Source organism: Bradyrhizobium sp. cir1 (genome assembly GCF_014198245.1).
Taxonomy (GTDB): Bacteria; Pseudomonadota; Alphaproteobacteria; order Rhizobiales; family Xanthobacteraceae; genus Bradyrhizobium.
In genome coordinates this window covers 12,912-35,889 of the sequence record NZ_JACIHE010000016.1, presented here as the reverse complement: position 1 = coordinate 35,889, position 22,978 = coordinate 12,912, and the positions used below count along the sequence as shown (strand labels likewise).

The 22,978-nt window shown below is 62.9% G+C and carries 23 protein-coding genes and 1 tRNA gene; 14 read left to right on the top strand and 10 right to left on the bottom strand.

The genetic code is table 11. The features are described from left to right. Nucleotides 1-79 precede the first annotated feature (79 nt). Nucleotides 80-553 carry a transcription elongation factor GreA gene (greA, locus tag GGD63_RS27280; protein ID WP_018643807.1) on the top strand — a complete coding sequence of 158 codons (474 nt, stop codon included), beginning with the start codon at nucleotides 80-82 and terminating at the stop codon, nucleotides 551-553. A 379-nt stretch (nucleotides 554-932) separates the two neighbouring features. Here the strand turns inward: greA and GGD63_RS27275 are convergent, their stop codons facing one another. Continuing rightward, the gene (locus GGD63_RS27275) at nucleotides 933-1,412 is read right to left on the bottom strand and encodes an Lrp/AsnC family transcriptional regulator (RefSeq protein ID WP_183246374.1); all 480 of its coding nucleotides are present in this window, start codon (nucleotides 1,410-1,412) and stop codon (nucleotides 933-935) included. Nucleotides 1,413-1,679: 267 nt separating this feature from the next. Between GGD63_RS27275 and trxB the strand changes: the two genes are divergently transcribed. From trxB to GGD63_RS27250, 5 genes are all read left to right on the top strand, one after another. Further along, the gene (gene trxB, locus GGD63_RS27270; protein WP_183246372.1) at nucleotides 1,680-2,645 is read left to right on the top strand and encodes a thioredoxin-disulfide reductase; all 966 of its coding nucleotides are present in this window, start codon (nucleotides 1,680-1,682) and stop codon (nucleotides 2,643-2,645) included. A gap of 5 nt (nucleotides 2,646-2,650) precedes the next feature. Then, nucleotides 2,651-3,574, top strand: coding sequence for a LysR family transcriptional regulator (locus GGD63_RS27265; protein WP_027575284.1), 924 nt, complete (start codon nucleotides 2,651-2,653; stop codon nucleotides 3,572-3,574). A 444-nt stretch (nucleotides 3,575-4,018) separates the two neighbouring features. Beyond that, nucleotides 4,019-4,927, top strand: coding sequence for a 4-hydroxy-tetrahydrodipicolinate synthase (locus tag GGD63_RS27260; protein WP_183246371.1), 909 nt, complete (start codon nucleotides 4,019-4,021; stop codon nucleotides 4,925-4,927). Nucleotides 4,928-5,206: 279 nt separating this feature from the next. Continuing rightward, nucleotides 5,207-5,353: a hypothetical protein gene (locus tag GGD63_RS27255; protein ID WP_183246646.1), complete on the top strand. Its 147-nt coding sequence runs from the start codon at nucleotides 5,207-5,209 to the stop codon at nucleotides 5,351-5,353. A gap of 131 nt (nucleotides 5,354-5,484) precedes the next feature. Further along, nucleotides 5,485-5,649, top strand: a complete 165-nt coding sequence (locus GGD63_RS27250; RefSeq protein WP_183246644.1) for a hypothetical protein — start codon at nucleotides 5,485-5,487, stop codon at nucleotides 5,647-5,649. Nucleotides 5,650-5,771: 122 nt separating this feature from the next. Here the strand turns inward: GGD63_RS27250 and GGD63_RS27245 are convergent, their stop codons facing one another. Together GGD63_RS27245 and GGD63_RS27240 are read right to left on the bottom strand one after the other, a co-directional pair. Next, nucleotides 5,772-6,449, bottom strand: a complete 678-nt coding sequence (locus GGD63_RS27245; RefSeq protein WP_025032179.1) for a ParA family protein — start codon at nucleotides 6,447-6,449, stop codon at nucleotides 5,772-5,774. 489 nt (nucleotides 6,450-6,938) lie between these two features. Continuing rightward, nucleotides 6,939-7,304, bottom strand: a complete 366-nt coding sequence (locus GGD63_RS27240) for a hypothetical protein (RefSeq protein ID WP_183246370.1) — start codon at nucleotides 7,302-7,304, stop codon at nucleotides 6,939-6,941. 609 nt (nucleotides 7,305-7,913) lie between these two features. On the opposite strand from GGD63_RS27240, the gene GGD63_RS27235 reads away from it, so the two are divergent. The 3 genes from GGD63_RS27235 (at nucleotide 7,914) to GGD63_RS27225 (ending at nucleotide 9,350) form a co-directional block, all read left to right on the top strand. Continuing rightward, the gene (locus GGD63_RS27235; RefSeq protein ID WP_183246368.1) at nucleotides 7,914-8,264 is read left to right on the top strand and encodes a hypothetical protein; all 351 of its coding nucleotides are present in this window, start codon (nucleotides 7,914-7,916) and stop codon (nucleotides 8,262-8,264) included. Nucleotides 8,265-8,361: 97 nt separating this feature from the next. Continuing rightward, nucleotides 8,362-9,105 (top strand): bifunctional 2-polyprenyl-6-hydroxyphenol methylase/3-demethylubiquinol 3-O-methyltransferase UbiG, encoded by a 744-nt coding sequence (locus GGD63_RS27230; RefSeq protein ID WP_183246366.1) that lies wholly within the window; start codon nucleotides 8,362-8,364, stop codon nucleotides 9,103-9,105. Nucleotides 9,106-9,209: 104 nt separating this feature from the next. Further along, nucleotides 9,210-9,350 (top strand): hypothetical protein, encoded by a 141-nt coding sequence (locus tag GGD63_RS27225; protein WP_246785660.1) that lies wholly within the window; start codon nucleotides 9,210-9,212, stop codon nucleotides 9,348-9,350. Between the two features lie 78 nt (nucleotides 9,351-9,428). Here the strand turns inward: GGD63_RS27225 and GGD63_RS27220 are convergent, their stop codons facing one another. From GGD63_RS27220 to GGD63_RS40840, 4 genes are all read right to left on the bottom strand, one after another. Continuing rightward, nucleotides 9,429-9,599 carry a hypothetical protein gene (locus tag GGD63_RS27220; RefSeq protein WP_183246364.1) on the bottom strand — a complete coding sequence of 57 codons (171 nt, stop codon included), beginning with the start codon at nucleotides 9,597-9,599 and terminating at the stop codon, nucleotides 9,429-9,431. A gap of 459 nt (nucleotides 9,600-10,058) precedes the next feature. Next, nucleotides 10,059-10,733, bottom strand: a complete 675-nt coding sequence (tenA, locus tag GGD63_RS27215; protein WP_183246637.1) for a thiaminase II — start codon at nucleotides 10,731-10,733, stop codon at nucleotides 10,059-10,061. Nucleotides 10,734-11,205: 472 nt separating this feature from the next. Then, entirely contained in the window at nucleotides 11,206-11,424 is a 219-nt protein-coding gene (locus GGD63_RS27210) for a PRC-barrel domain containing protein (RefSeq protein ID WP_183246362.1), read from the bottom strand. Nucleotides 11,425-11,637: 213 nt separating this feature from the next. Beyond that, nucleotides 11,638-12,462, bottom strand: a complete 825-nt coding sequence (locus GGD63_RS40840; RefSeq protein ID WP_210315987.1) for a potassium channel family protein — start codon at nucleotides 12,460-12,462, stop codon at nucleotides 11,638-11,640. Nucleotides 12,463-12,786: 324 nt separating this feature from the next. On the opposite strand from GGD63_RS40840, the gene GGD63_RS27200 reads away from it, so the two are divergent. Genes GGD63_RS27200 through GGD63_RS27185 form a run of 4 tightly spaced genes read left to right on the top strand, consistent with a single transcriptional unit; the run spans nucleotide 12,787 to nucleotide 16,586 of the window. Continuing rightward, nucleotides 12,787-13,356, top strand: a complete 570-nt coding sequence (locus GGD63_RS27200; RefSeq protein ID WP_183246360.1) for a hypothetical protein — start codon at nucleotides 12,787-12,789, stop codon at nucleotides 13,354-13,356. Further along, nucleotides 13,353-14,738, top strand: a complete 1,386-nt coding sequence (locus GGD63_RS27195) for a 7-cyano-7-deazaguanine synthase (protein WP_183246358.1) — start codon at nucleotides 13,353-13,355, stop codon at nucleotides 14,736-14,738. Before GGD63_RS27200 ends, GGD63_RS27195 begins: the two co-directional genes overlap by 4 nt. Continuing rightward, nucleotides 14,735-15,910 carry an XRE family transcriptional regulator gene (locus GGD63_RS27190; RefSeq protein WP_183246356.1) on the top strand — a complete coding sequence of 392 codons (1,176 nt, stop codon included), beginning with the start codon at nucleotides 14,735-14,737 and terminating at the stop codon, nucleotides 15,908-15,910. The genes GGD63_RS27195 and GGD63_RS27190 overlap by 4 nt, the downstream gene beginning before the upstream one ends. Next, the gene (locus GGD63_RS27185) at nucleotides 15,885-16,586 is read left to right on the top strand and encodes a hypothetical protein (RefSeq protein ID WP_183246354.1); all 702 of its coding nucleotides are present in this window, start codon (nucleotides 15,885-15,887) and stop codon (nucleotides 16,584-16,586) included. Before GGD63_RS27190 ends, GGD63_RS27185 begins: the two co-directional genes overlap by 26 nt. A 14-nt stretch (nucleotides 16,587-16,600) precedes the next feature. On the opposite strand, the gene GGD63_RS27180 is transcribed toward GGD63_RS27185, so the two are convergent. Both GGD63_RS27180 and GGD63_RS27175 read right to left on the bottom strand, forming a co-directional pair. Beyond that, nucleotides 16,601-16,677: transfer RNA gene (locus tag GGD63_RS27180), tRNA-His, on the bottom strand. Between the two features lie 374 nt (nucleotides 16,678-17,051). Continuing rightward, the gene (locus GGD63_RS27175) at nucleotides 17,052-17,486 is read right to left on the bottom strand and encodes a phasin (protein WP_183246352.1); all 435 of its coding nucleotides are present in this window, start codon (nucleotides 17,484-17,486) and stop codon (nucleotides 17,052-17,054) included. A gap of 699 nt (nucleotides 17,487-18,185) precedes the next feature. On the opposite strand from GGD63_RS27175, the gene GGD63_RS27170 reads away from it, so the two are divergent. Beyond that, nucleotides 18,186-21,560, top strand: coding sequence for a PAS domain-containing protein (locus GGD63_RS27170; protein WP_183246350.1), 3,375 nt, complete (start codon nucleotides 18,186-18,188; stop codon nucleotides 21,558-21,560). A 174-nt stretch (nucleotides 21,561-21,734) separates the two neighbouring features. Here GGD63_RS27170 and GGD63_RS27165 read toward each other — a convergent pair whose 3' ends face one another. After that, on the bottom strand, nucleotides 21,735-22,907 hold the full coding sequence (locus tag GGD63_RS27165; protein WP_183246348.1) for a thiolase family protein: 1,173 nt from the start codon (nucleotides 22,905-22,907) through the stop codon (nucleotides 21,735-21,737). Nucleotides 22,908-22,978: the final 71 nt, after the last annotated feature.

Here is a 22,978-nt window from a genome sequence, read left to right as displayed (position 1 = left end):
AGCCCCGGAGATACCGACGAATCAAGGTTGCCGCGCCCTCTGGTTTTGGGGGCGCGCTGGCCGAAGGACGAGAGAAGAGATGGAAAAGGTTCCGATGACCCAGGCCGGCTTTGTCGCGCTCGGGGAAGAATTGAAGAAGCGCCAGTCGGAGGACCGCCCGCGGATCATCGAGCACATCGCCGAGGCGCGCTCGCACGGAGACCTGTCGGAAAACGCGGAATACCATGCCGCGAAGGAAGAGCAGTCCCACAATGAGGGCCGCATCGCCGAGCTCGAGGACAAGCTCGCGCGCGCCGACATCATCGACATCTCGAAACTGTCCGGCGACACCATCAAGTTCGGCGCCACCGTGACGCTGGTCGACGAGGACACCGAGAAGAAGACGGTGTGGCAGATCGTCGGCGAGGTCGAGGCCGATGCCAAGAAGGGCCGCATCTCCATCACCTCGCCGCTCGCGCGCGCGCTGATCGGCAAGAAGAAGGGCTCGACCGTCGAGGTCAATGCACCCGGCGGCGCCAAGGCGTATGAGATCACCAAGGTGGAGTGGCGGTAAGCGTTTGCCGCTGCGCTGAGATGACGTTTGAAAAGGCCGCGCGATGCGCGGCCTTTTTTGTTTCCGCGTTTTGCCTGAACATGGCGAAGCACACTCTCACCACGCGTCATTGCGAGCGCGGCGAAGCAATCCAGAATCTTTCCGCGGAGACAGTCTGGATTGCTTCGCTCCGCTCGCAATGACGGTGTGGCAGCAGCGCGTCCAGCTCTTTCGCCGTCACCCTGAGGTGGCCGCTTCTTCAGCGGCCCTCGAAGGGCGACGGCCCCGCTGGTGCCGCGCGCTGAGGGATGCGGGCCGTGCATTCCTTCGAGGCTCCCCATCGGGCGCTTTGCGCCCGATGCCTTGCACCTCAGGATGACGGGACTGAGAGGGAGAAGACCTACCTCCGCCCCTTCACATCCAGCGGCACCGCCGCCTCGTATTTCGAATTATGCAGCACCAGTGACGTTCGCACGTTGCGGACGTGCGGCGCGGCGGTGAGATGCGTCACGAAATCCTGGAAGGTCGCCATGTCGGGCGCGACGCATTTCAGGATGAAGTCGACCTCGCCCGACAGCATCCAGCATTCCCGCACCAGGGGCTCGGCGCGGACGAATTCCTCGAAGGCACGCAAATCCGCCTCGGCCTGGCTGGACAGATGCACGGCGGCAAACACTGTGACGTCGAAACCGAGCTTTCGCGCGTCCAGCAGCCCGCGATAGCCGTGGATATAGCCCTCCTCCTCCAGCGCCCGGACCCGGCGCAGGCAGGGCGGCGGCGAAATGCCGACGCGCTTGGCGAGCTCGACATTGGTGATTCGACCATCGGCCTGAATCTCGGTGAGAATTTTCAGGTCGATCTCGTCTAGGCTCCGCGACACGTGATTGGAACTCCTGGCCTTTGCGGCGGTATTGGGTGGGTTTGTCGCAATCCTCATAGCCTAGTCCGCACGGCTAGCGCAATTTTATTGCGCGTGCAGCGCAATCGACTTTTGTTCCCTGTTGGAAAAATCCGCCGAGAGGGAATGCAATTCTTGCATAGCTCACCAGAAGGCTTAGATTAGCTCTGATATTTCAGCGCCTCCGCGAGGCCTCCCGGCACATTCCGCGCCCGCGCTGCAGATCCCCCGTGAAAGGCGTCCATCGAAATGTCCGCTCCTGTTCATGCAAAGGTCGTCATTATTGGCTCCGGCCCCGCCGGCTACACCGCCGCGATCTACGCCGCGCGCGCGATGCTCGAGCCGATCCTGATCCAGGGCATCCAGCCGGGCGGCCAGCTCACCATCACCACCGACGTCGAGAACTATCCGGGCTTTGCCGACGTGATCCAGGGCCCTTGGCTGATGGAGCAGATGGAGAAGCAGGCGGTCCATGTCGGCACCAGGATCGTCACTGACCTGGTCATCAAGCTTGACACGACGCAGCGGCCGTTCCGCCTCACCTGCGACAGCGGCGACGTCTATCTCGCCGACTCCGTCATCCTCGCCACCGGCGCACAGGCGCGCTGGCTCGGGCTGCCGTCGGAAGCGAAATTCCAGGGCGGTGGCGTCTCGGCCTGCGCCACTTGCGACGGCTTCTTCTACCGCAACAAGGAGGTCGTGGTGGTCGGCGGCGGCAATTCCGCGGTCGAGGAGGCCCTGTACCTCACCAACCATGCCTCGCAGGTCACCATCGTGCATCGTCGCGATCACTTCCGCGCCGAGCGCATCCTGCAGGAACGCCTGTTCAAGCACCCGAAGATCAAGGTGATCTGGGACTCCGCCGTCGACGAGATCTGCGGCACCGAGAACCCGAACAAGGTCACCCATGTCCGCCTGAAGAACGTCAGGACCGGCGCGCTCACGGACGTGAAGACCGACGGCATCTTCGTCGCCATCGGCCATGCCCCGGCAACCGAGCTGGTCAAGGGTCAGGTCAAGCTGAAACCGTCGGGCTATGTCGAGGTCGCCCCGAACTCGACCGCCACGTCGGTGCCCGGCCTGTTCGCCGCCGGCGACGTCGCCGATGAGACCTATCGCCAGGCCGTGACGGCCGCCGGCCTCGGCTGCATGGCCGCTCTCGAAGCCGAACGTTTCTTGGCCCTGCGCGCCAGCGAGCGCGCGGCAGCGGAATGAAGATCATGCCTCGAACACGCGACGGATTTACGGATATGGACTGGGACAAGCTGAAGGTGTTTCACGCGGCAGCGGAAGCGGGCAGCTTCACGCACGCGGGCGAGCAGCTCGGCCTGTCGCAATCGGCGGTCTCCCGCCAGGTCTCGGCGCTGGAGCAGGAGCTCTCGGTCTCGCTGTTCCACCGCCATGCCCGCGGCCTGATCCTCACCGAGCAGGGCGACCTGTTGTTCCGCACCGCGCATGACGTGTTCATGCAGCTGCAGGCGGCGCGCGCCAAGCTCACCGACAGCCGCGAGCGGCCGAGCGGCGATCTCAAGATCACCACCACGCCCGGCGTCGGCATCAACTGGCTGATCCCGCGGCTCGGCGAATTCACCGCGCTCTATCCGGAGATCCGGATCTCGCTGATCGTCACCGACGAGGAACTCGACCTGTCGATGCGCGAGGCTGACGTCGCGATCCGCACCCGCAAGCCGACGCAGCCGGACCTGATCCAGCGCAAGCTGTTCGCGATGGGCTTCCACGCCTATTGCTCGCCGGAATACATCAAGCGCTTCGGCACGCCGCGCACGCTGGAGGAACTCGACTCCCACCGCATCATCACGCTCGCCGACGGCAACTTCGCGCCGCATCTGCAGAACCGTAACTGGCTGGTCGAAGCCGGGCGCAACGGCTCGGGTCCGCGCGAGGCCTATTTCAAGGTCAACAACATCCTCGGTCTCGTGCGCGCCTGTCAGCAGGGCCTCGGCATCGCGGCGCTGCCCGACTATCTGGTCGAGGAGCAGAGCAAGCTCGTGCAACTGTTCGGCGAATCGGATTCGATCCAGCTCGACACCTATTTCGTCTATCCCGAGGAGCTGAAGACGGTCGCACGCGTGCAGGTGTTCCGCGACTTCGTGGTGAGCAAGGCGCAGCGCTGGCCGTCCTGATTTCCGCATGTCTGACATGCGGCCTCGGCTGTTGCTGCAGGGCGCTCGTCAAGCCCATACTGTTTGCACGCTGAGCCTTCGCGTTGCGCATTTGTCCCCCTCCTCCAGTGGCGCGGGAGTTCAGTAATCCCTCTTGGAAGGTGATTGTGTCGGCCTCACGTGGCCAATACCTAAGCCGGGCCCTCGGGTCCGGCTTTTTTTCTGCCGAATCCGGTGTTCACCCTCCGCGTGTATTGACAGTTCCACCTATCCCCCGCATCATTTTCAAATGATCACGAAGTCGTGCGCACTCGTCTCGAAAAAAGGCCCCCATCCCGGGGCCTCGGATTTTTGCGCGCACTAGCTAGACTTCGTCATCGCAGCAAACACCGAAAACCCCGCCACCTGGACGGGGTTTTTTCATGTGCCCTCCGTCTCAGGTTTTTCCCGAGAAGGAGATGGAACATGACCGGACTACGCGAACATTTGCACGGACTCTGGCTGCCGCTGGTGACGCCGTTCCGTGACGGCAAGCTCGATGAGACCTCGCTGCGACGGCTGACGCGGCATTATAGCGGACAGGCCGTCGACGGCTTCATCCTGGGGGCGACCTCCGGGGAAGGCATGACGCTGCGACAGGGCGAGTTCGACCGCCTCGTCGCCGTCGTGCGCGACGAGATGGCGGCGGGCCGCCGCACCTTGCCGATCTGCCTCGGGCTATCGGGCGCCGACACCGCGCGGCTGAAGGATCGCCTCGATGAAACTGCGGACTGGCCGATCGAGGGCTATCTGATCGCATGCCCCTATTACGTGCGGCCGTCGCAGCGCGGGTTGCTGGCGCATTTCGAGGCGCTCGCCGACCACGCGGCGTGGCCGATCGCGCTCTACAACATTCCCTATCGCTGCGCGGTCAACATCACCAACCAGACCATGCTGCGGCTCGCCGAGCATCCCAACATCGTCGGCCTCAAGGATTGCGGCGCCAGCCGCGAGCAGTCGATCGCGCTGCTGCGCGACCGGCCGAAGAATTTTCGCGTGCTCACCGGCGAGGATGCGAACTATCTCGAGGCGCTCACCGACGGCGCCGACGGCGGCATCGTGCTGTCGGCCCACGTCGAGACCGCGACGTTCGCGGCTGTGTACGCTGAAGCGAAGTGCGGCAACCACGATGCGGCGCAAGCGCGCTGGAATGAGGTGGCCGAGCTGACGCGGCTGTTGTTCACCGAGCCAAGCCCCGCGCCGGCAAAGTATTGGCTGTGGCGCAGCGGCCTGATCGACAGCCCCGAAGTGCGCCTGCCGATGGTGGAAGTGAGCAGCGAGCTCGCGGCGACAATCGATCGCGAGATCGAGCGACGGATGAAGGTCGCGGCGTAGCGCGCACTTCGCCTCTCCCCGCTTGCGGGGAGAGGCCGGAATTTGCGCACGCAAATTCCGGGTGAGGGGAGCCTCCGCGGGTCCAGCTGCCAAAACATTTGCGGAGACAGCCCCTCACCCCACCCTCTCCCCGAAAGAACGGGGAGAGGGAGTGACAGAGCGCCCGCGTGGTTAACCGCTTCCCAACACCCTTCGCAGCTGCCGCATGGTGCATCCACGTCTCGTTTACGTGACCGCGCCTATCGTTCGCTCAAACATCTACCAAGAGGGGGAATGACCATGGGGTATCGCACCCGGCCTACGGCCGCGCAGCAATTCGCGCCCGTCGATCTCTTGCGGGGAATTCTCGTCGTATCGTCGTTCGGATTCTGGGCGGTGGTGCTCGGCCTGATGCCGGCGCTGCTGTTTCGGGCCTGGCTCGCCTGAGGCGACGCCGGCGCGGATGGTTAATCCGTGGTAGCAGCCGTGTTCAAATGCGCGCGCGGCCGCGATCCGGAATCTTAAAACATCTGGCGTAATGTTGACGCCCATAAGCGAAGAAATCGCAGGGGCGTTTTGTGAATAGTCATAATGAAATGGCGTCGCATTTCGGCGCCGGACAGCAGAGCCTGTCCACCGAAGAAAGCTTCACCACCGAGGACATTCTCTGGGCCGTCGGCATCTGGTCGGTGATCCTGACGCTGTCGCCGGTCATCGTGTTCTACATGCTGATGGTGGCGTAAGCCTCATCTCGAGATTCCGGGTCTGGCGCTTGCGCGCCATCCCGGAATGACGCGTGAACCCAGAAACGCAAAACGCGCGGACCTTCCCGCGCGTTTTCCGTCCGGGGAATGATTTATGAAAATTACGCCGCCTGCTTGTGCATTGCGCCGGACGCCGACGCCGTGCCGCGAATGGCCTTGACCGAACGCTCGATCGCCGCCCACAGCCTTGCGATTTCCTGAGCCGCACGGCTCTCGGCCTGATACTCGCGCGCGCCTTCGCCGTGGCTGAGCGCCATCAACAAATCCGAACGATTGGTGATCTGACCGCCCCACACCGGAGCACGGAATTTCGCCAGCGCCTCGCGGGCGATGGTGACGATCGGGCTCTCGGCTTCGTCGCGCTTGGCTGGCGCACCGTTGAGCACGACCGCGTAGGGCTTGCGCGCCGCGCGGCACATCTGAATGGTTTCCTGCACCGCGTTGACGTCGAACACGCCGGGACGTGCGGGGATGACCACCATGGTGGCATTCTTGATCGCATCGTCGACGACGGCCGAGAGGTTCGGCGGCGTGTCGATCAAGACCCATTCATAACCGTCGCGCTTGGCAGCGGAGACGATGCCGCTGACCGAGTTCACGGCGGCCTTGATCGGCGGCTCGTTGGTGCCGCGCAGCTTGTGCCACAGCGTCAGCGAGCCCTGTGGATCCGCGTCCACGAGCATCACCTGCTTGCTCGCCTTGATCTGCGCGGCGAGATGTGCAGCCAGGGTACTCTTGCCCGAGCCGCCTTTACGCGATGCAAAAACAATAACGTTCATACCCTTGGCCTCCAGATTGACCCCAGGCCGCGAAAATGAATCACCGCGCTGATTCGTGAAAGAAAAATTTACCGGGAGTTGCGTCGCCGCCACGAAATAACAAGTCGTGTTGGCTTTTGAGTCACACTGCTGGGCGCGACGGGACACAAACTGCATGAATCGCGCTTGAAGCGAGCATATGTGCGGTTTTTGAGCAGTACGGCGGCAAAACCGAATGCAACCTTGCCGCGCAAACCGTATCGCGGCTCTTTTCAATCGGGTGTAGCGGTAATCGCCGCAGGCCGGCGCGCGACAACCTCGAACAAAACGAGTCCGGACCTGTCGCAAGGCTGACGCCGCAATCATCTGGTTCGAGGATCGAAGAAACCGCTTCACGCTTGCCGCCAACGGAGGACATAGCCCCGGACATGCAAATGCCCGGGCATTGACGCGCTTTGCGCTTTGGCCCGGGCATCAGGAAGTTTCAAGCAAGGAACGCGCGCGGGGCGCTCAGCCCTCTTCGGTTTTCTTCTTGCTCGCCTTCGCCGCCGGCTTGGAGCTCTTCTTCGTCGAGCTCTTTGACGCGGCCTTGGGCGCGATGTTGGTCGGCCGGCCGGCGCGGGCCTCGCCGGGCTCGGGGCCCTGGCGGAAGAACACCTTGCATTGCGGCGACAGCTGCGCCTTCTTCTGGATCATGCAGGCGGTGATGGCATCGACGTTCGGAACGAACTCGCCGCACAGCCGCATCGCATCCGGCGTGCAGGCCTGCTGCTGCTCCGGCGTGTAGGCAAAGCCTGCACCCGGCTGGACCAGCACGGCCAGGGCGACCCCGGCGATGGCAGCAAGAACGGATTTCCCAGAGCGAAACGCCGGCATCGATCCCCCCCAATGTGTGACCGGGGCGGAGTGTGGGTGAACCGCGGTTGGTTGGCAACGAGGGGGGATGCGAAAGGCGGGAGCTGTGCGGTCTCGGCAACAGGGCGGAGGGGCGCCGCGGCTGGCGAGAGATTGGGGCGGTCCTGCGCATTCGCACGCTGTCATTCCCCGCGCAGGCGGGGAATCCAGTACGCCGCGGCCTCTCGGGGAACGTCGGGCGGCAGTGGAATACTGGATCCCCCGCCTGCGCGGGGGATGACAGTGGTGGGTGTGGGAAGACTGTGCCTAACCCCTTGCTCGGACTAACGAGATCGGTTCCCGCCGCCGACCCCAGCGCCCTCAAAACAAAAACTGCGAAAACAACCCCATGCACAGTAGCCGAGGCTCGATAGATTTGCGGATTTTACGAAGTCGCTTTGACACGTCGGGCAAAACAGGGGCATAATGCCATCATCGAAAAATGTGACGCTGCCGGTGGTGGTGGTGAGATAACTCGGAGACCCCCCCGTAGCGGATGTCCGTTTGGCCTTGGGTTGTAGACGCAGCAGAACACGCGCCGCCATGCGGCTGCCATTTTGGTCTGGCTCAACTCGGCCTGGATACCCCTCGATGTGGTGGGCTTTGGTGATCACCCCGGGCAAATACTCCGTCTGGTTCAAGACGCCGATCGGCGAAGGCGCCGGTATGGTCGAGTTCAGTGCCGACGGGAAGCTCATCGGCGGCGATTCCACCTTTGCCTATGCAGGAAGCTGGACGCAGGAGGGCGAGCACTTCAAGGCCAGTCTGTCTGCCCGACGCACGGAGCCGGGGCCGCCCGGCGTCTTTGGAATGGATGCGATCGACATCGTCGTGTCAGGCCGCTCGGCCGATGGCTCATCCACATCCTGCACGGGCTTCGCGAAACAATCGCCCGGCATCAAGCTCGAAGTGGAGCTTGTCCGGATCCCTGGCGATCGGTGACAATCAGCGCTGGCTCAAATGATCGCTGGATCGAGCATCGACGCACGCTGGCTGCCGAGCGGATTTCGGCTGTTACTCACCTTGAGCGGAACAGGCGATGGCACAGAACGTCTACGACAACCCGGATTTCTTCTCAGGTTACAGCCGACTCCCTCGGCAGGTGCACGGGCTTGCCGGCGCGCCCGAATGGCCGGCGCTGCGCGCCATGTTTCCCGACATGGCCGGCAAGCGAGCCATCGATCTCGGCTGCGGCTTCGGCTGGGTTTCACGCTGGCTGCGTGAAAACGGTGCCAGGACGGTGCTGGGCGTCGACCTCTCCGAGAGCATGATCGCGCGGGCACGGCAGACCACGGCCGATCCCGCAATCGACTATCGCATTGCGGACCTCGAGACGATCGAGCTTCCCGAAGCTGCCTTCGATTTCGCCTTCAGCTCGCTGACGTTCCATTACATCAGCGACTTCGACCGGCTCGCACGCACGATCCATCGCTCTCTCGCGGCGGGGAGCCATTTCGTCTTCTCGATCGAGCATCCGATTTTCATGGCCGCCACTCATCCCCGCTGGATCGAGGACGAGGACGGGCGAAAGACATGGCCGGTCAAGACATGGCCGGTCAACCGCTATGCGATCGAGGGAGAGCGCCGCACCGATTGGTTCGCGAAAGGCGTCGTGAAGTATCACCGCAAGATCGCAACGACACTGAGCGTGCTGATCCGGGCCGGCTTCATCATCGAAGCCGTCGATGAGTTCGCGCCCTCGGTCCAACAAATCAGGGAGAACCCGGCGCTGGAGGAGGAGCTGGAACGGCCGATGATGCTGCTGGTGTCATCGCGGCGATAGGGGCCACGTTGCGGCTTTGCCTCACGGCGTGGCCGGGTGCGCGCGATCGGCAGGCGCCGTCTGCAGAGGCTGCGTCGCGGAAGCTCGCCGCTCGAAAGATGCTGATGTCCATGCCGACCGGCGCGAACGCGCACATCTTTGCGGTTCAGTATCAGCGTCTGGTGAACCCGGTGTCCGGCGCGGTTGCGCCGGGCACGCTGCTGGCGGCGGCGACGTTGCCGGTGGTGGTGATGGTGGTGGTGTAGCGCCGCGCCGACAGAAACTCAGCTGCTGGGTTTACGGTGCTCGGCATGACCAATCGAAGGCGAGCATTTTGACTCAGCCTAGGCAGCCCAGTCCATGATCGCGTCGATGAAGGTCTGAGCCTGGCGGATCGCGTCGAGCTTCGTCGCACAGACACCGACCGACACTGTTCGGCCCTTTCCGACAGTCCACTTCCAACCAGCCGGGTAGCTCATTTCAACGATCGAGAAGCTTACGCCGCGATGTTCCACGGAGAACCTCCGCTAACATGTTGCTGTGTCCGAAAAGGCTACTCCAAATGGCGAATTTGTCCAGCCGAACGCAGGCCCACAATTCGCTCGCGCGGCTTGGATATAAGCGTTCAGGAGAGCGCATGAAGACTTTCCGGAAAACTCAAGCGGCTCGCATAGTACTGCGCGGGGTGACGGTGACAGGGGTTGCGGTGACAAAATCGACCTCGCCCGATGGTGTGGAGTTTCGTGCACTGTCACCGTAATATCGGCTGGTGAACCCGGTGTCAGGCGCGGTGGCGCTGGGGACGCTGCTGGCGGCGCTGACCTTGCCGGTGGTGGTGATGGTAGGGGGTGGCAAGGTACTTTGTGCACTAATTGGATGCTGCCGGATTCCAACGGAAGCTTGGCACAGATCGAGGTGCACTCTCGTCGTAACGCATGACCTTCGGGTTACGAGCCTGACGACTGCGAAGGCCGCTATTCAACACGCTGGCCCGCGCGCCAGCCCATCTCCCAGAAGTCCGCCTCGAGCCGGGTGGCTTCCTTGAAGATCGCAATCAGCTCGGCCTCGCGGGCCGACGTGGCATAGAGATCGGCGAGATGCTCCAAATGCGCCCGCGCTTTGGCAGCCACCTCCTGGTATGGCGCGCCGGAGTACTCGGCGATCCAAACGCGATAGGCGTTCGTCGCAGCGTCAGCATCGGGGCGCGAGGCAAGCCGCGTTGCGATCTCCGCGTACCCGATCACGCAGGGGGCAAGCGCCACCTTGAGTGCCAGCAGATCGCCGCGCATCCCTGCATCGAGCACGTAACGTGTATAAGCCAGCATCTCGACTGCCGGAGGGGCTTGTTCAAGATCGGTCGGGGACAGACCCCAACCGGCGCAGAGCTTCACATGCAGGTTCATCTCGACATCGAGGATGGCAGACAGGCCGGCCGCTGCTTCACGCATGTCGGCAAGCGTGGGCGACTTGTAAACCGAGAGCGCGTAGGCGCGAGCAAACTCGATGAGGAACAAATAGTCCTGAACGAGGTAGTGGCGAAACGCCGCTTCGGGGAGCGAGCCGTCCGCCAATCCGTTCGTGAAGGGATGCTCGGTGTAGGCCCGCCACTCAACGGATGCTTCTGTCTTGAGACGCTCGAAGAAACTCACGATGTTTTTCGCCCGGCTTGTTTTTCCCATGAACGTCCTTGGCTCGCTACCGATAGCGCATTGCGAACCGAGGAGCTACGGTGACAGTGCACAAAACTGGCTTTGAGCAGCGTTACCGATGGAGCACTCCCCCAGGTCGAGAGTTTTATGCACTGTCACCGTAATCCCGGCCGCAGCGGCTAGCCGACGGCGAGCAGGTTCCATGAGAATTTGGTGCGCGAATTGAAACCGCGTACCCCGCTCGTTGGTTGGAGAACAATAGAAACTGTTCTCGGAGATCCCCCATGAGCGACCAGGATATGCTCATCCTGTCCGGATTGGCCGGCCTCGCGTGGTGGACGTACGTGTTTCTGCCGCTGGTCTTTTTCTATGGCTGAGGACGGGTTGTCGCGATTCGCGTTATGCACTGCGGTGAGGTAGCTGCTTCGGTACTGCGCCTCGTGGGTGCTGGTAAGTCGCGAAACCGAGATGATCAGTTTTCGATGTGCTTCACCGTCGAGATCGGCCATCGACCTTCATGTCCCGCGACCGAGATGCGAAGCCCGTGCTCATCATCGAGATAGACGCCGTCAATTGTGCCGGCCTTGCCGTCGGTCAAGACGACGGCCCTGCCGACTAGTTCCTTCTCTGCAGCGTGCAATTCCCGCAGGATGTTCATGGCACGCCGATCGCCAGTGCTCGATGCGCTCATGCACGAAAAAACCTACAGGTGCCGAGAAGTTTCCTGCGCATAGGAATGAGTTACGGTGCAGTGCACGAAATTGTCGGTGACAAGCGTCGCGGATACCGCGCCCTGCACGAAAGGGGAATCTAGTGTGCACAAAATTAGCATTCGCTAGTATTCTGATGGCACGCCCTCCGCGAAATCTGGAGTTTAGTGCACTGTCACCGTAACTAACGTCGGTCATGGCTTTGACCGCGCCCGCGTCGCCACGGCGTTCAACATGAGGCCCATGATGATCATCCCCAATATCGCCTCGCCGGCAACCAATCGGCGCGACCAAGGCGTCATCGGAACGATATCGCCAAACCCGAGTGTCGTTAGCACCACGACACTGAAATACAACATGCGGTCGAACTTGCCGCTCACCTTGAGAGGATCGTTGTTGAGACCACCCACAAAGGCCTCGACCCGCGCCCGATCGGTCTCCGAGCCAACAAGTTTTGTCTCGCACTCAGGCACCGCCGATGAGACAAAACCTTGCAAGGTCGGCTCCAGCTCCTTTCGATTATACTTTATCTGCATCCAATCTGCTGGATACCTTCCGATTGGCCCAAACTGCATCGGGACTCTAGAAACTACGACCGGACGATTGATTGGTATCGTCAGCGGCTCGTTCGGCCTTTCTGGCTTCAGAAGCATGATCTCCGCTTCGAACTCAACGAAGCTTCCTTCAATCTTAAGCTTAGGAAGTATGTAGAGCTCTTTCGTATGAAAGCGCCACAACCCGCCAGCTTTGTTCACCTGCTCATCAATGCACCATAGATGATGCCATAGCTTCGTGCTCAACATCTCTATGACTGCGCGCCTATCCTCACTTCCAGCGCCCTCATACTGAGCATAAGGGGCGTAAAAGCTGCCATCTAACCGCGTGTAGATTACGGCGAACAGCGGCACCAAGGCGAGATAGAAAAAAAGATAGGCGATAGGGTGCACGCGACCCAGGAAGTCAAAGAACCGACCGCCGCCCTTCGCGATCTGCTGAAAAAGAATAATTGGTCGCTTCACCTAAATGCCCCAACGCGAGAGATGCAAAACTGCGGTGACAGTGAATTACGTTCCGCGCAATTCCGCTTATGGGATACCCATTCAGAATTGTACAACGAAAAGTAGAATGGCACTCGGATAGCGCGAGTTGAGCAGCAGGAGTTGGTGCACGGTCACCGTAATCCCATCATCTCGATAACCGCCAGGTCCACCGATCCAGGCTCCGCCAAGCGGCGGCACATTGGGGGTCGATCGCCCGGCTAACCGCCCTCACCACTAAGCCGACAAGAAACGGATTTGACATTGTCAGATTTTTCTATATAGTTTCTGACAAGAGGATGCGCCATGAGCGACGGACCCCACAGAAGCTTGCGAATGCGTAAGGCTCGGAAGGAACTGGCCAAGCGCGGTGATCAGCTTACCTACGACGCCGAGCAGGTCGGGGAAGCCGCATCACATGCGCTCGCGAGCGACTTCAGGAATGAGGTCTCCGCACCGCTGCTCAGCGCCTTGAAGGACGTTTTCAGCGGCCGCGATAATTCATTGGGGCTTCGCGAAATCGCGCTTCAGCAGTTAGAGGACGCCAAAGCACTCGCGGCCGGCTCCGTTTTTGGAATGAACGCGATCACCTGGAGTATCGAGCTTGTTCACGAGGGCCGCCAGGGCAAGGAAGCGCTTTATGAGGCCGTGGGACTCGCCGCCAAGGAGCGCGGGTTCGCCAACACGCGATCGGTGGAGGAGCATTACCTGCGCAAGTCGAGCCAGCGACGTGCGGACGGCGTGGCTGCGCGATTGCAGAGCGCCATCTCCGGGTTGTCGGAGAGCAAGCTTGGTTTGATGCTGGTGAACCCGCAACCGGCTACGCAACGCGTACCGCGCAGGAAGAGGGATGTGAATGACGGGGTGCCGCTGTGAAGAACACGGTAGTACGCTTTCTCGAACTGAACGAACTGACCGTCGACGTCGTTGAGCGTGGCGCCCGCCCGCGCAAGGGCGCGGTGGCCTGCGAGCTAGACTATAACGTCAGCTTCGATACCGAGATATTGGAGTCCTTTTCATCCACCAATTGGCAGGCGGTGGTCTACGACGCGCTTGTCGTGGCAGCAACGGTCGAGTTCTGCGACCGCAGCCTACCTCGCAGTGCGATGAACTGGGGTAGGCGCTTCGCCGCCCGTATTCCTGTCCATGATCCCGCTAGATGGTCGGATCGCTCGGTGATGCGGGCGTTGGTCGATGCACTCAACCTTCTTACCGGCGACAACTGGAATTTCGAGTTTCGCGCTCGCAGGACGAGCGTCGCGACGCCGGCGCAGAACCGGATGGAGTTTCCGAACGATGCCGAGGCCGTAATTGCCTACAGCGAGGGCATGGATTCGCGGGCGGTCGATGGTCTCGTTCGTAACCGTCTCGGGCACCGGCTTGTACGTGTAAGAGTGGGCACCAAACGACAGGACATACCGAGGAAGGCTTCGTCTCATGCTCCGTTTGCGGCGCTGCCCTACAAGGTTAAGTTGGACTGCAACAACGCCGAGACGAGCGCGCGCAGCCGTGGGTTCAAATTCAGCCTTGTGTCCGCTCTTGCCGCCTATCTGATCGATGCGCCATCGGTAATCGTCCCCGAAAGCGGACAAGGCGCTCTCGCCCCAGCGATCCTTCCGGTTGGACAGGGATATTCAGACTACCGAAACCATCCGGTGTTTGCCGTGCTGATGGAGAAGTTTGTCCGCGTTCTGCTCGGACATCAGCTGCGCTATCGCTTTCCGCAGCTCTGGAAGACCAAGGGCGAGACGCTGCGCGAATACGTCGACAACTGCGGCGAGGGAGCGGCGAAGTGGGCCAAGACGCGCTCGTGTTGGCAGCAGTCGCGGCATGCGTCGGTATCGGGCACGTGGCGGCAGTGCGGGATCTGCGCGGCGTGCATGTTGCGGCGGATGAGCGTCCATGCCGCTGGCTTGAACGAGCCGAAGGAGACCTATGTATGGGAGACGCTGAAATCTCCCACCTTCGCGGAAGGCGCGGCCCGCGAATTCAACAATATGACGCCAGCATTACGCGAGTATGCGCTGGCTGGAGTGCTTCATCTCGAGCACTTCGCCGGGATTCGAACGTCCGCCCAATATGCCCTTCTCAAACGTCGCACGTTGAGCGAATTGACGCGCTCATTGGCAGAATCGCCAGAATTGGTCGCGAGCGGGCTAGAACGGCTTCTGCAGCGGCATGAAGCAGAATGGTCCGCATTCACGAGATACCTCGGAGAAGGATCGTTCGTGAGGAAATGGATAGATACGGTACAATGACGGACGCAAGCCGAGAGCTGAGCCCGATAGAACTGGGCGAGAGATTGAAGGTCGCGCGCGAAACCGCGAACGTCACCCAGGATGCGGGTGCGAAGGCCGCTAACATCGCACGCACCACGCTCGTCGCGATCGAGAAGGGACAGCGCAGTGCTCGTATCGACGAGTTGCAAGCGCTCAGTCGCTTTTATGGCGTCTCGGTCAATTCGCTGCTCCGACGCGAGGCAGTCCATGTGGACCTTGTGCCCCGGTTTCGCTCGCTTCCAGAAACCGGCGACGACGGTATCGACCAGGCCGCGCGAACGTTGAACGATCTCGTCCGGGCGGAGGTCGAACTTGAAAGTATTCTGGGCGTGCGGCGAACCCAGAATTACCCGGCGGAGAAGCCAATCCTGCCGGGTGACGTTCGTACCCAAGCGGCACACGATGCGCAAAACTTGAGGAACTGGCTCGGGCTTGGCGAGGGTCCGGTCCAGAATCTGTTTGCGCTGATGGAGCTGCAGCTGGGGGTGCGCGTATATAGCCGCAAGCTTGATCCAAAAGTCTCGGGACTGTTTGCATATGATGAGGCGGTCGGCGCCTGCATTCTGATCAACTCAAGTCACCGGAAGGATCGCCGAAACCAGACCGGCGGTCACGAGCTTGGGCATTTCACCGCCACCCGCCGGCAGCCTGAGGTCTATCAGGACGGAAAGTACGAGAACTCACGGGAGGAGCGTTACGCAAATGCTTTCGGGCGAGCCTTTTTGACGCCGGCTCGTGCCGTCATGGAAAAGTTCAAGGAACTGACGACCGGGGCAAGCCATCTCACGCGGCGACACATCATTTTGCTGTCGGACTTCTTCGGCGTGTCTCGTCAGGCCATGGTCATGCGCCTCGAAGAGCTCGGCCTAACCAAAAAGGGCACCTGGGATTGGTTCAAGGACAATGGAGGCATTACTGACGAGCAGGTTCGTCAAATCCTGGGGCCGGCCGCATACGAAGCTTCCCTCATTGATGGCGCGCAATCATCGCGGCTGTTTTTGCTGGCGATTAATGCGTGGAAGAAAGGCCTGATCAGTGAAGGTCAGATGTCAGACATGCTGAAGCTCGAACGAACGCAAGTCCGCGAGCTGCTCGACGAAGCGGCTGCCGAAGAGGATGAGGCGGATGATCTTTTCAAGCTGCCTCACTGAAGAGGATTGCGAGCTCGTTCTCGACTCGAGCGTCGCGATCAACCTTCTGGCGACGGGTCATGCCGCATCAATCTTGAAAGCGCTGGCGATGCCGGTTTTTTTGACCGCCAACGTTGTGCGCGAGGTAGAGTTTGGTTCTTCTAACGGTCGCCAGGAAATCGGCCTCTTACAGGAAATGATTGCTGACCAAGTCCTGCTGGTCCGCGAGCTTGAAGGAGGGGCATTGGAGAGCTTCTTTGCCCTCGTATCGGGCCCGGCATCCGAGTCACTTGGCGATGGAGAGGCCGCGACGCTTGCTCTCGCTCATGCCAGGGGCTGTTCGGCGGCAATCGATGAAAAAAAGGCGACCCGGCTGGCGGCAGAACGCTTCGCTTCGACAAGGCTTGTCACGACCGTCGATATTCTTGCGCATGATAGCGTTCGGGTCGGGTTGGGTGGCGAGCGGCTGGCCGACGCGGCTTTTCAGGCGCTTCGCCTGGCAAGAATGCAAGTACGTGAGCAACAGTTCGACTGGATCGCCCGACTGATCGGGCCGCAGAATGTGGAAGCTTGCTCAAGCCTCAGGCGTCTGGCAAGGCGAAGATCGACTACTTCAGTTGGAGTTAATAACCCGGTCGATGGCAAGTCGCGTATGAGGGAGACAAACGAGGGCGCCAGCTCTCGACGTTTTCCCTAAACGTCTGACTAGATTGGTACAGTTGGGTGGGCTCGAACCACCGACCTCCTGTTCCACAGACAGGCGCTCTAACCAACTGAGCTACAACTGCATCCTTGCGAGCCGCGCCTTGGGGCGCCCTTGAGGGCCGATCACCGAGGGGGCTGGACGGGGCGGAAACTAGGTGCAACGGGGGTTTTTGGCAAGGCCGCAAACGGACGAAAAACCAGCAGAAATCACCCTCGGCGCAATGAAATCGGGCTTGATAGCGGCGACAAGCGTGCTGCGCTGTCTCTCCCGCCTCCAACGAGACTCCCCGCGGGGAGAGAACCCTCACCCGGCGCGCGGGACGATGCTTCGCATCGCCCGGAACGCGCCGACGTCTCCCGCATCCGCCTTCGCCAAGGCTTCGGCGGACAAGAAGGGAGAGGTGAAAAAACCCGGGCCTCGCGGCCCGGGTTTCTTAATCAAAACAAGCCGGTCCTATCAGGCGGCGGGCTTGTAGAACTTCGAGGCGGAGGCCTTGATCGGCTCGGCGGTCTCGGCGGCGACGCGCTGGCCGATCTCGACCAGCTCCTTGGCCTGGGACTGCAGGGTCTCGAGCTGCTTGCGGGTATGGCCGGTCCACAGCTCCATCGCTTCGGACGGCGATTTGGCGCCAAACAGCTCCTGGGCGAAGTCCAGATGGGCGCTGGTGTTGGCCTTCATGAACTCGACCAGCTTGGCGGTGTACTCGCTCGCGCCCTTGCTGGCGCAGGTGAATACGGCCTCGACGGTGCCGTTGTGGGTCTCGGCCGCGTCCTTGAACTTGGCGTAGCTCTCGCGGGCCTGCGATACGCCCTTCTCGGCGAACGCACGCATCTGCTCGGGAACCTCGAACGGAATGATCGAGGCAGAGAACGGATCAGTCGCACCTGTCATGGTTGTCCCTCACAATTTGGAAAAGTGTAGTGAGTCCGGCGCGCCCGCCGGCCCCCGATTTCCGGACCTGAATTAGCGGGTACGAAGACTGGAAACGCGAAACAAACGAGATGGTTTGCCGGCGCCCGAGTAATATTGCTTCCTATCATGTCAACATTGTGCAACGCAACGCGATCCGGGAGTGCATCGCGAAATTTAATCCCGGACAGGATGAGGTTCCTAGGGGTGGGAACCCGAGGTTGAGGTAGCGGGGTGCGGAGAGTCCGGCGACGGCTGGGGGACTCTTGCTTACCCTCCCCTGGAGGGGGAGGGTCGGCACGCGATCGAGCGAAGCGAGATTGCGTGACGGGGTGGGGTGATCTCTCCACTTGGGCACTGTCCGTCGCGGAGAGACCGTCACCCCACCCCGCTCGCGCTGCGCGCGATCGACCCTCCCCCTCCAGGGGAGGGTGGCACCGAGAGTGCCGCGTGGGCCTCGGCAACGGCCTGACGATTGCCTCCCCCGCGAATCCTGCGGATGCGGCCGGGGTGCGGCTTGCTTGGGTGGCACCATTAAGGTTATCGCGGCTTTCGGCCGCGCTCCGCCTTCCGGGGCCGTGGACCTGCCCGCGCCCGCGGGCAATACTAACCCTTTCTTAAGGCTGCCATTCCGGCAGCCGCCCCCAGAAGACGCCGACAGCGAGACGTGAAGCCGGTTGGATGAGTAGTTCGGATTTCCAGTTGCGAGGCGTGGGCGATCCGCGGCTGGCCGTGCATGCGACCTCGCAGCTCGCCACCTGGCTCTTTGCGGTCGACGGCAGCCGCGTACTGTGGGCCAATCCGGTCGGCGCAAGATTGTTCGGCGCGGCCCATGCCGCCGCTCTAGCAGAGAAGATCTTCGGCCCCGCCGACAGCCATCGCCGCCAGGTGGCGCGGCTGGCTCGCCAGCTGCCGGCGAGCGGCGCCGTGCGGCTGGAGCGGCTGCGCGGCTTCGGCGCCCGGCTCGGCACGCTCATGACCTGCGCCTGCGCGCGGCTCGACTTTGCCGACGGCAAGAACGGCGTGCTCGTCACCGCGCTGGACCCGACCGGGCAAGCCATGCCGCTGGTCGAGCGGCTGCATCGCCTGGTCGAGGCCGCGAAGGTGCCGATGGCGGCGTTCGCGCCCGACGGACTGTTCGTCGGCGCCAGCGAGGCCGCCCGTCCCCTGCTCGGCTTCCGCGATCTGACCGAGGCCGGTCTCGAGCAGGCGTGCAGCGATGCGCTCGCTACAGGCCGCGTCGAGACGCCGATCGGCATCGGGCAGATGGTGCTGCAACGGGTCGGCACGGGCGCCGATGTCGGCCTGGTCGCGCTGATCGAGCCGGCGGCTGCGGATGCTGCGCCTGAAGCTGTGCAGGAGATTGCGCGCGAAGCGGCCGCGTCCGAGGCGCCTGTCCCTGCGGCCGCGGTGCCGGACGATGTGCAGCCCGCGCCGTCGAACGAGACTGCATCCGCAATCCCGCTGTTCGATGCCTTTGCCGAGCCGGCCGAGAGGGAGCCGGCGGCGGAGATCGTGTCGATCCAGGACGCCGTCGCTACCGAAGAGCCTGTCGCGGCAACGACCTTTGAAGCGATCGCCATCGCACCAAAGACTCCGGTTGAAAACCCGCACGCAGCCATTGTGCCGCCGCAGCCCGCGCCCATCACTGGCGGCATGGTCGAGCCGCCGCCCGCTCCCGCAGGGCCACCGCGCCAGCATCCGTTGCGCTTCCTCTGGCAGATGGATGCGGAGGGCCGCTTCGTGCTCGGCTCGGACGAATTCATCCGCCTGATGGGTGCACACACCGCGGCCGGCTTCGGCCGCCCCTGGCGCGAGATCGCCGACCAGTTTGCACTCGATCCGGAGGGACGCGTCGCACAGGCGCTCGAAAGCCACGACACCTGGGCCGGGATCACCGTGAACTGGCCGGCCGACGGCGGCGAGCATCTGCCGGTCGAGCTCGCCGGCCTGCCGGTCTACGACTGCGATCGCAATTTTGCGGGCTTCAGAGGTTTTGGCGTCTGCCGCGATCTCGACGGCCTCAACCGGCTCGATGCGCTGCGCCGCTATGAGCTGTTCGTCGCGCCGCAAGGCCCGCCCGCCGACAGCGTCGAGCCTGAGGCTGAGGCAGCGGCGGCGCCGCCGCCGATCGAGCCGCCAGAGCCTGAGCCAACACCTGAGCCTGTCGCCGAACTGCCCGAACCTCTCACCGAAGCGAATTCACACCCAGCCGATTTGGAAACATCCGTGGAAACGCCTCCCAACGTCGTGCCGTTCCGCAGCCCCGGCGATACCAGATCGCCGACGCTGACGCCGGTCGAGAACAGCGCGTTCAACGAGCTCGCGCGGCAATTGTCCGAGCGGCTCGAACGCGAGCGCGAGAGCATCGCAGCCGCCAGCGTCGAGCCGCCGGCCGTGGAGATCACAGCCGAGCCGCCGCTGTCCGAGCCCGAGCTTGAGCCCGAACCTCTGCCGCCGCCCGCGCCGGCCGAATGGCTGACCGAGCCGGCGCCGCCGGCGCGCGGCACCAGCCTGCGCGACCGCACGCTGCTCGATCTGTTGCCGACGGGCATTTTGATTTATCGCCTCGACCGCCTGCTCTACGCCAACCCGGCGTTCCTCGCGCGCATGGGCTATGCCAGCCTGAGCGCGCTGGAGCATGCCGGCGGGCTGGATGCGCTCTATGTCGAGCCGGGCGTGTCGTCGGCCAGCAGCACCTCGCAAGGCGGCACGCCGGTGACGATCAGCGCGACGCTTCCCAATGGTGAAGCGCCGCTGCCGACGACTGAAGCGCATCTGCACAGCATCGACTGGGACGGCGACAGCGCGCATGCGCTGATCTGCGCGCTGCCCAGTCCTGCACTTGTGGTGGCGGCCCCTGCCGCCGTCGCTGCGCCGCCGGTTGTGGCCGAGCCCATCGTTCCCGAGTCCTTCCCCTACGCGCCCGATCTCGAGCCTGCGGCCGGCGATGCCGACGCCGAAGATCTCGCCGCGATCCTCGACACCACGGCCGAGGGCATCGTCATGTTCGATGCCGAAGGCAACATCCACGCCTGCAACCGCAGCGCCGAGGCGCTGTTCGGCTATGACGGCGATGCGCTGCTCGAGCAGAACCTGGTGGCGCTGTTCGCGCCCGAGAGCCAGCAGGTCGTCGCCGACTATCTCGACAGCGTGAAGAGCCAGGACATCGCGAGCCTGCTCGACCATGGCCGCGAGGTGCTGGGGCGCGAGAAGAAGGGCGGCGCCATTCCGCTCGCGATGATCATGGGCCGCACCCGGCCCGACGGCCCGAACTTCTTCGCCGTGTTCCGCGATCTGTCGCAGAGCAAGAAGGGCGAGAGCGAGCTGACGCAGGCCCGCCGCCTCGTCGACGGCGCGGCGAATGCCAAGGCCGACATGCTGGCGCGCATCAGCCACGAGATCCGTACCCCGCTCAACGCCATCATCGGCTTTGCCGAGGTGATGATCTCGGAGCGCTTCGGCACCCTCGGCAACGAGCGCTACGGCGAATACATGAAGGACATCCGCGCCTCCGGCGAGCGCGTCATCGCCATCATCGACGATTTGCTGGAGCTGTCGCGGATCGAGACCGGCAAGCTCGACCTCACCTTCGCCAACCTCAACCTCAACGACCTCGTCGAGGCCTGCGTCGTGGTGATGCAGCCGCAGGCCAACCGCGAGCGCATCATCATCCGCACCTCGCTGGCGCATGCGCTGCCGCTGGTGAGCGTGGACGCGCGCGCGATGCGGCAGATCACCATGAATTTGATCTCGAACTCGATCCGGCTGGCCAGCGCCGGCGGCCAGGTCATCGTCTCGACGGCGATGACCGACCGCGGCGAGATCGCGCTTCGCATCCGCGACACCGGCCATGGCCTCTCAGAACGCGAGGTCGCTGCCGCCATGGAGCCCTTCCGCACCCCGCCGCCCGGGGACGCCGCAGACAGTTCCGCGCTCAATTTGTCGCTGACGAAAGCGCTGGTCGAAGCCAACCGCGCCCAGTTCAACATCAAGAGCGCCGGCCACGGCACGCTGATCGAAGTGGCGTTCGCTCCGGTGACGGCGGGGGCGTGAGGCGACGGCTATCGCATTCGTCCTCCGTCATTGCGAGCGAAGCGAAGCAATCCAGACTGCCTCCGCGGTGAGACTCTGGATTGCTTCGCTTCGCTCGCAATGACGATGTGGATACAGCCCGAACAAAAAGGGCACGGCTTGCGCCGTGCCCTTTCGCTCTCATCGTGCCTGGTCTCAGCTGTAGATCTCGAACAGGCCGGCGCCGCCCTGGCCGCCGCCGATGCACATCGTCACCACGCCCCACTTGGCCTTGCGCCGCGCGCCTTCCTGCAGCAGATGGCCGGTGAGACGGGCGCCGGTCATGCCGAACGGATGGCCGATCGCGATCGAGCCGCCGTTGACGTTGTACTTGGCGGGATCGATGCCGAGCTGGTCGCGGCAATACAGGCACTGGCTGGCGAAGGCCTCGTTGAGCTCCCACAGATCGATGTCGTCGATCTTGAGGCCGGTGCGCTTGAGCAGCTTCGGGATCGCGAACACAGGGCCGATGCCCATCTCGTCGGGCTCGCAGCCCGCGGTCGCCCAGGCGACGAAGCGGCCGAGCGGCTTGAGGCCGCGCTTCTCGGCGTCCTTGGCCTCCATCAGCACGACGGCGGCGGCGCCGTCGGAGAGCTGGCTGGCATTGCCGGCGGTGACGAACTTGCCGGGGCCCTTCACCGGCTCGAGTTTTGCCAATCCATCCATCGTGGTCTCGGGCCGGTTGCACTCGTCGCGATCGACGACGTAGTCGACGATGCTCTCGGCCTTGGTCTGCTTGTCCACCACCTTCATCTTGGTCTTCATCGGGACGATCTCGTCCTTGAACTTGTTCGCCTGCTGCGCCGCGGCCATGCGGCGCTGCGATTCCAGCGAGAACTCGTCCTGGTATTCGCGGCTGAGCTTGTAGCGCTCGGCGACGATGTCGGCGGTGTCGATCATCGCCATGAAGATGTCGGGGGCGACCTTGAGCAGATCAGGATCGACCCATTCCTTCGGCGAGCCGCCGCCGGGGATCGAGATGCTCTCGACGCCGCCGGCGACGATGCAGTCGGCGCCGTCGGAGCGGATCGAGTTGGCGGCCATCGCGATGGTCTGCAGCCCCGATGAGCAGAAGCGGTTCACCGAGACGCCGGCCGTGGTCTTCGGCAAACCGGCGAGCAGCGCGGCCTGGCGGCCGATGTTCGGCGCGCCGTGGGCGCAATTGCCGAGATAGCAGTCCTCGACATAGTCCTTCTCGACGCCGGCGCGGCTCACAGCGTGCTGGATGGCGTGGGCTGCGAGCGACATCGGCGGCGTGATGTTGAACCCGCCGCGGCCGGATTTTGCGAGGCCCGTGCGCGCATAGGAAACGATGACGGCTTCACGCATTGTTTTCTCCCTTGTCGAACGATTGGTACGAAGCGTCCTGCAGCCATTGGTACACAAAGTTGGGGGAGTGC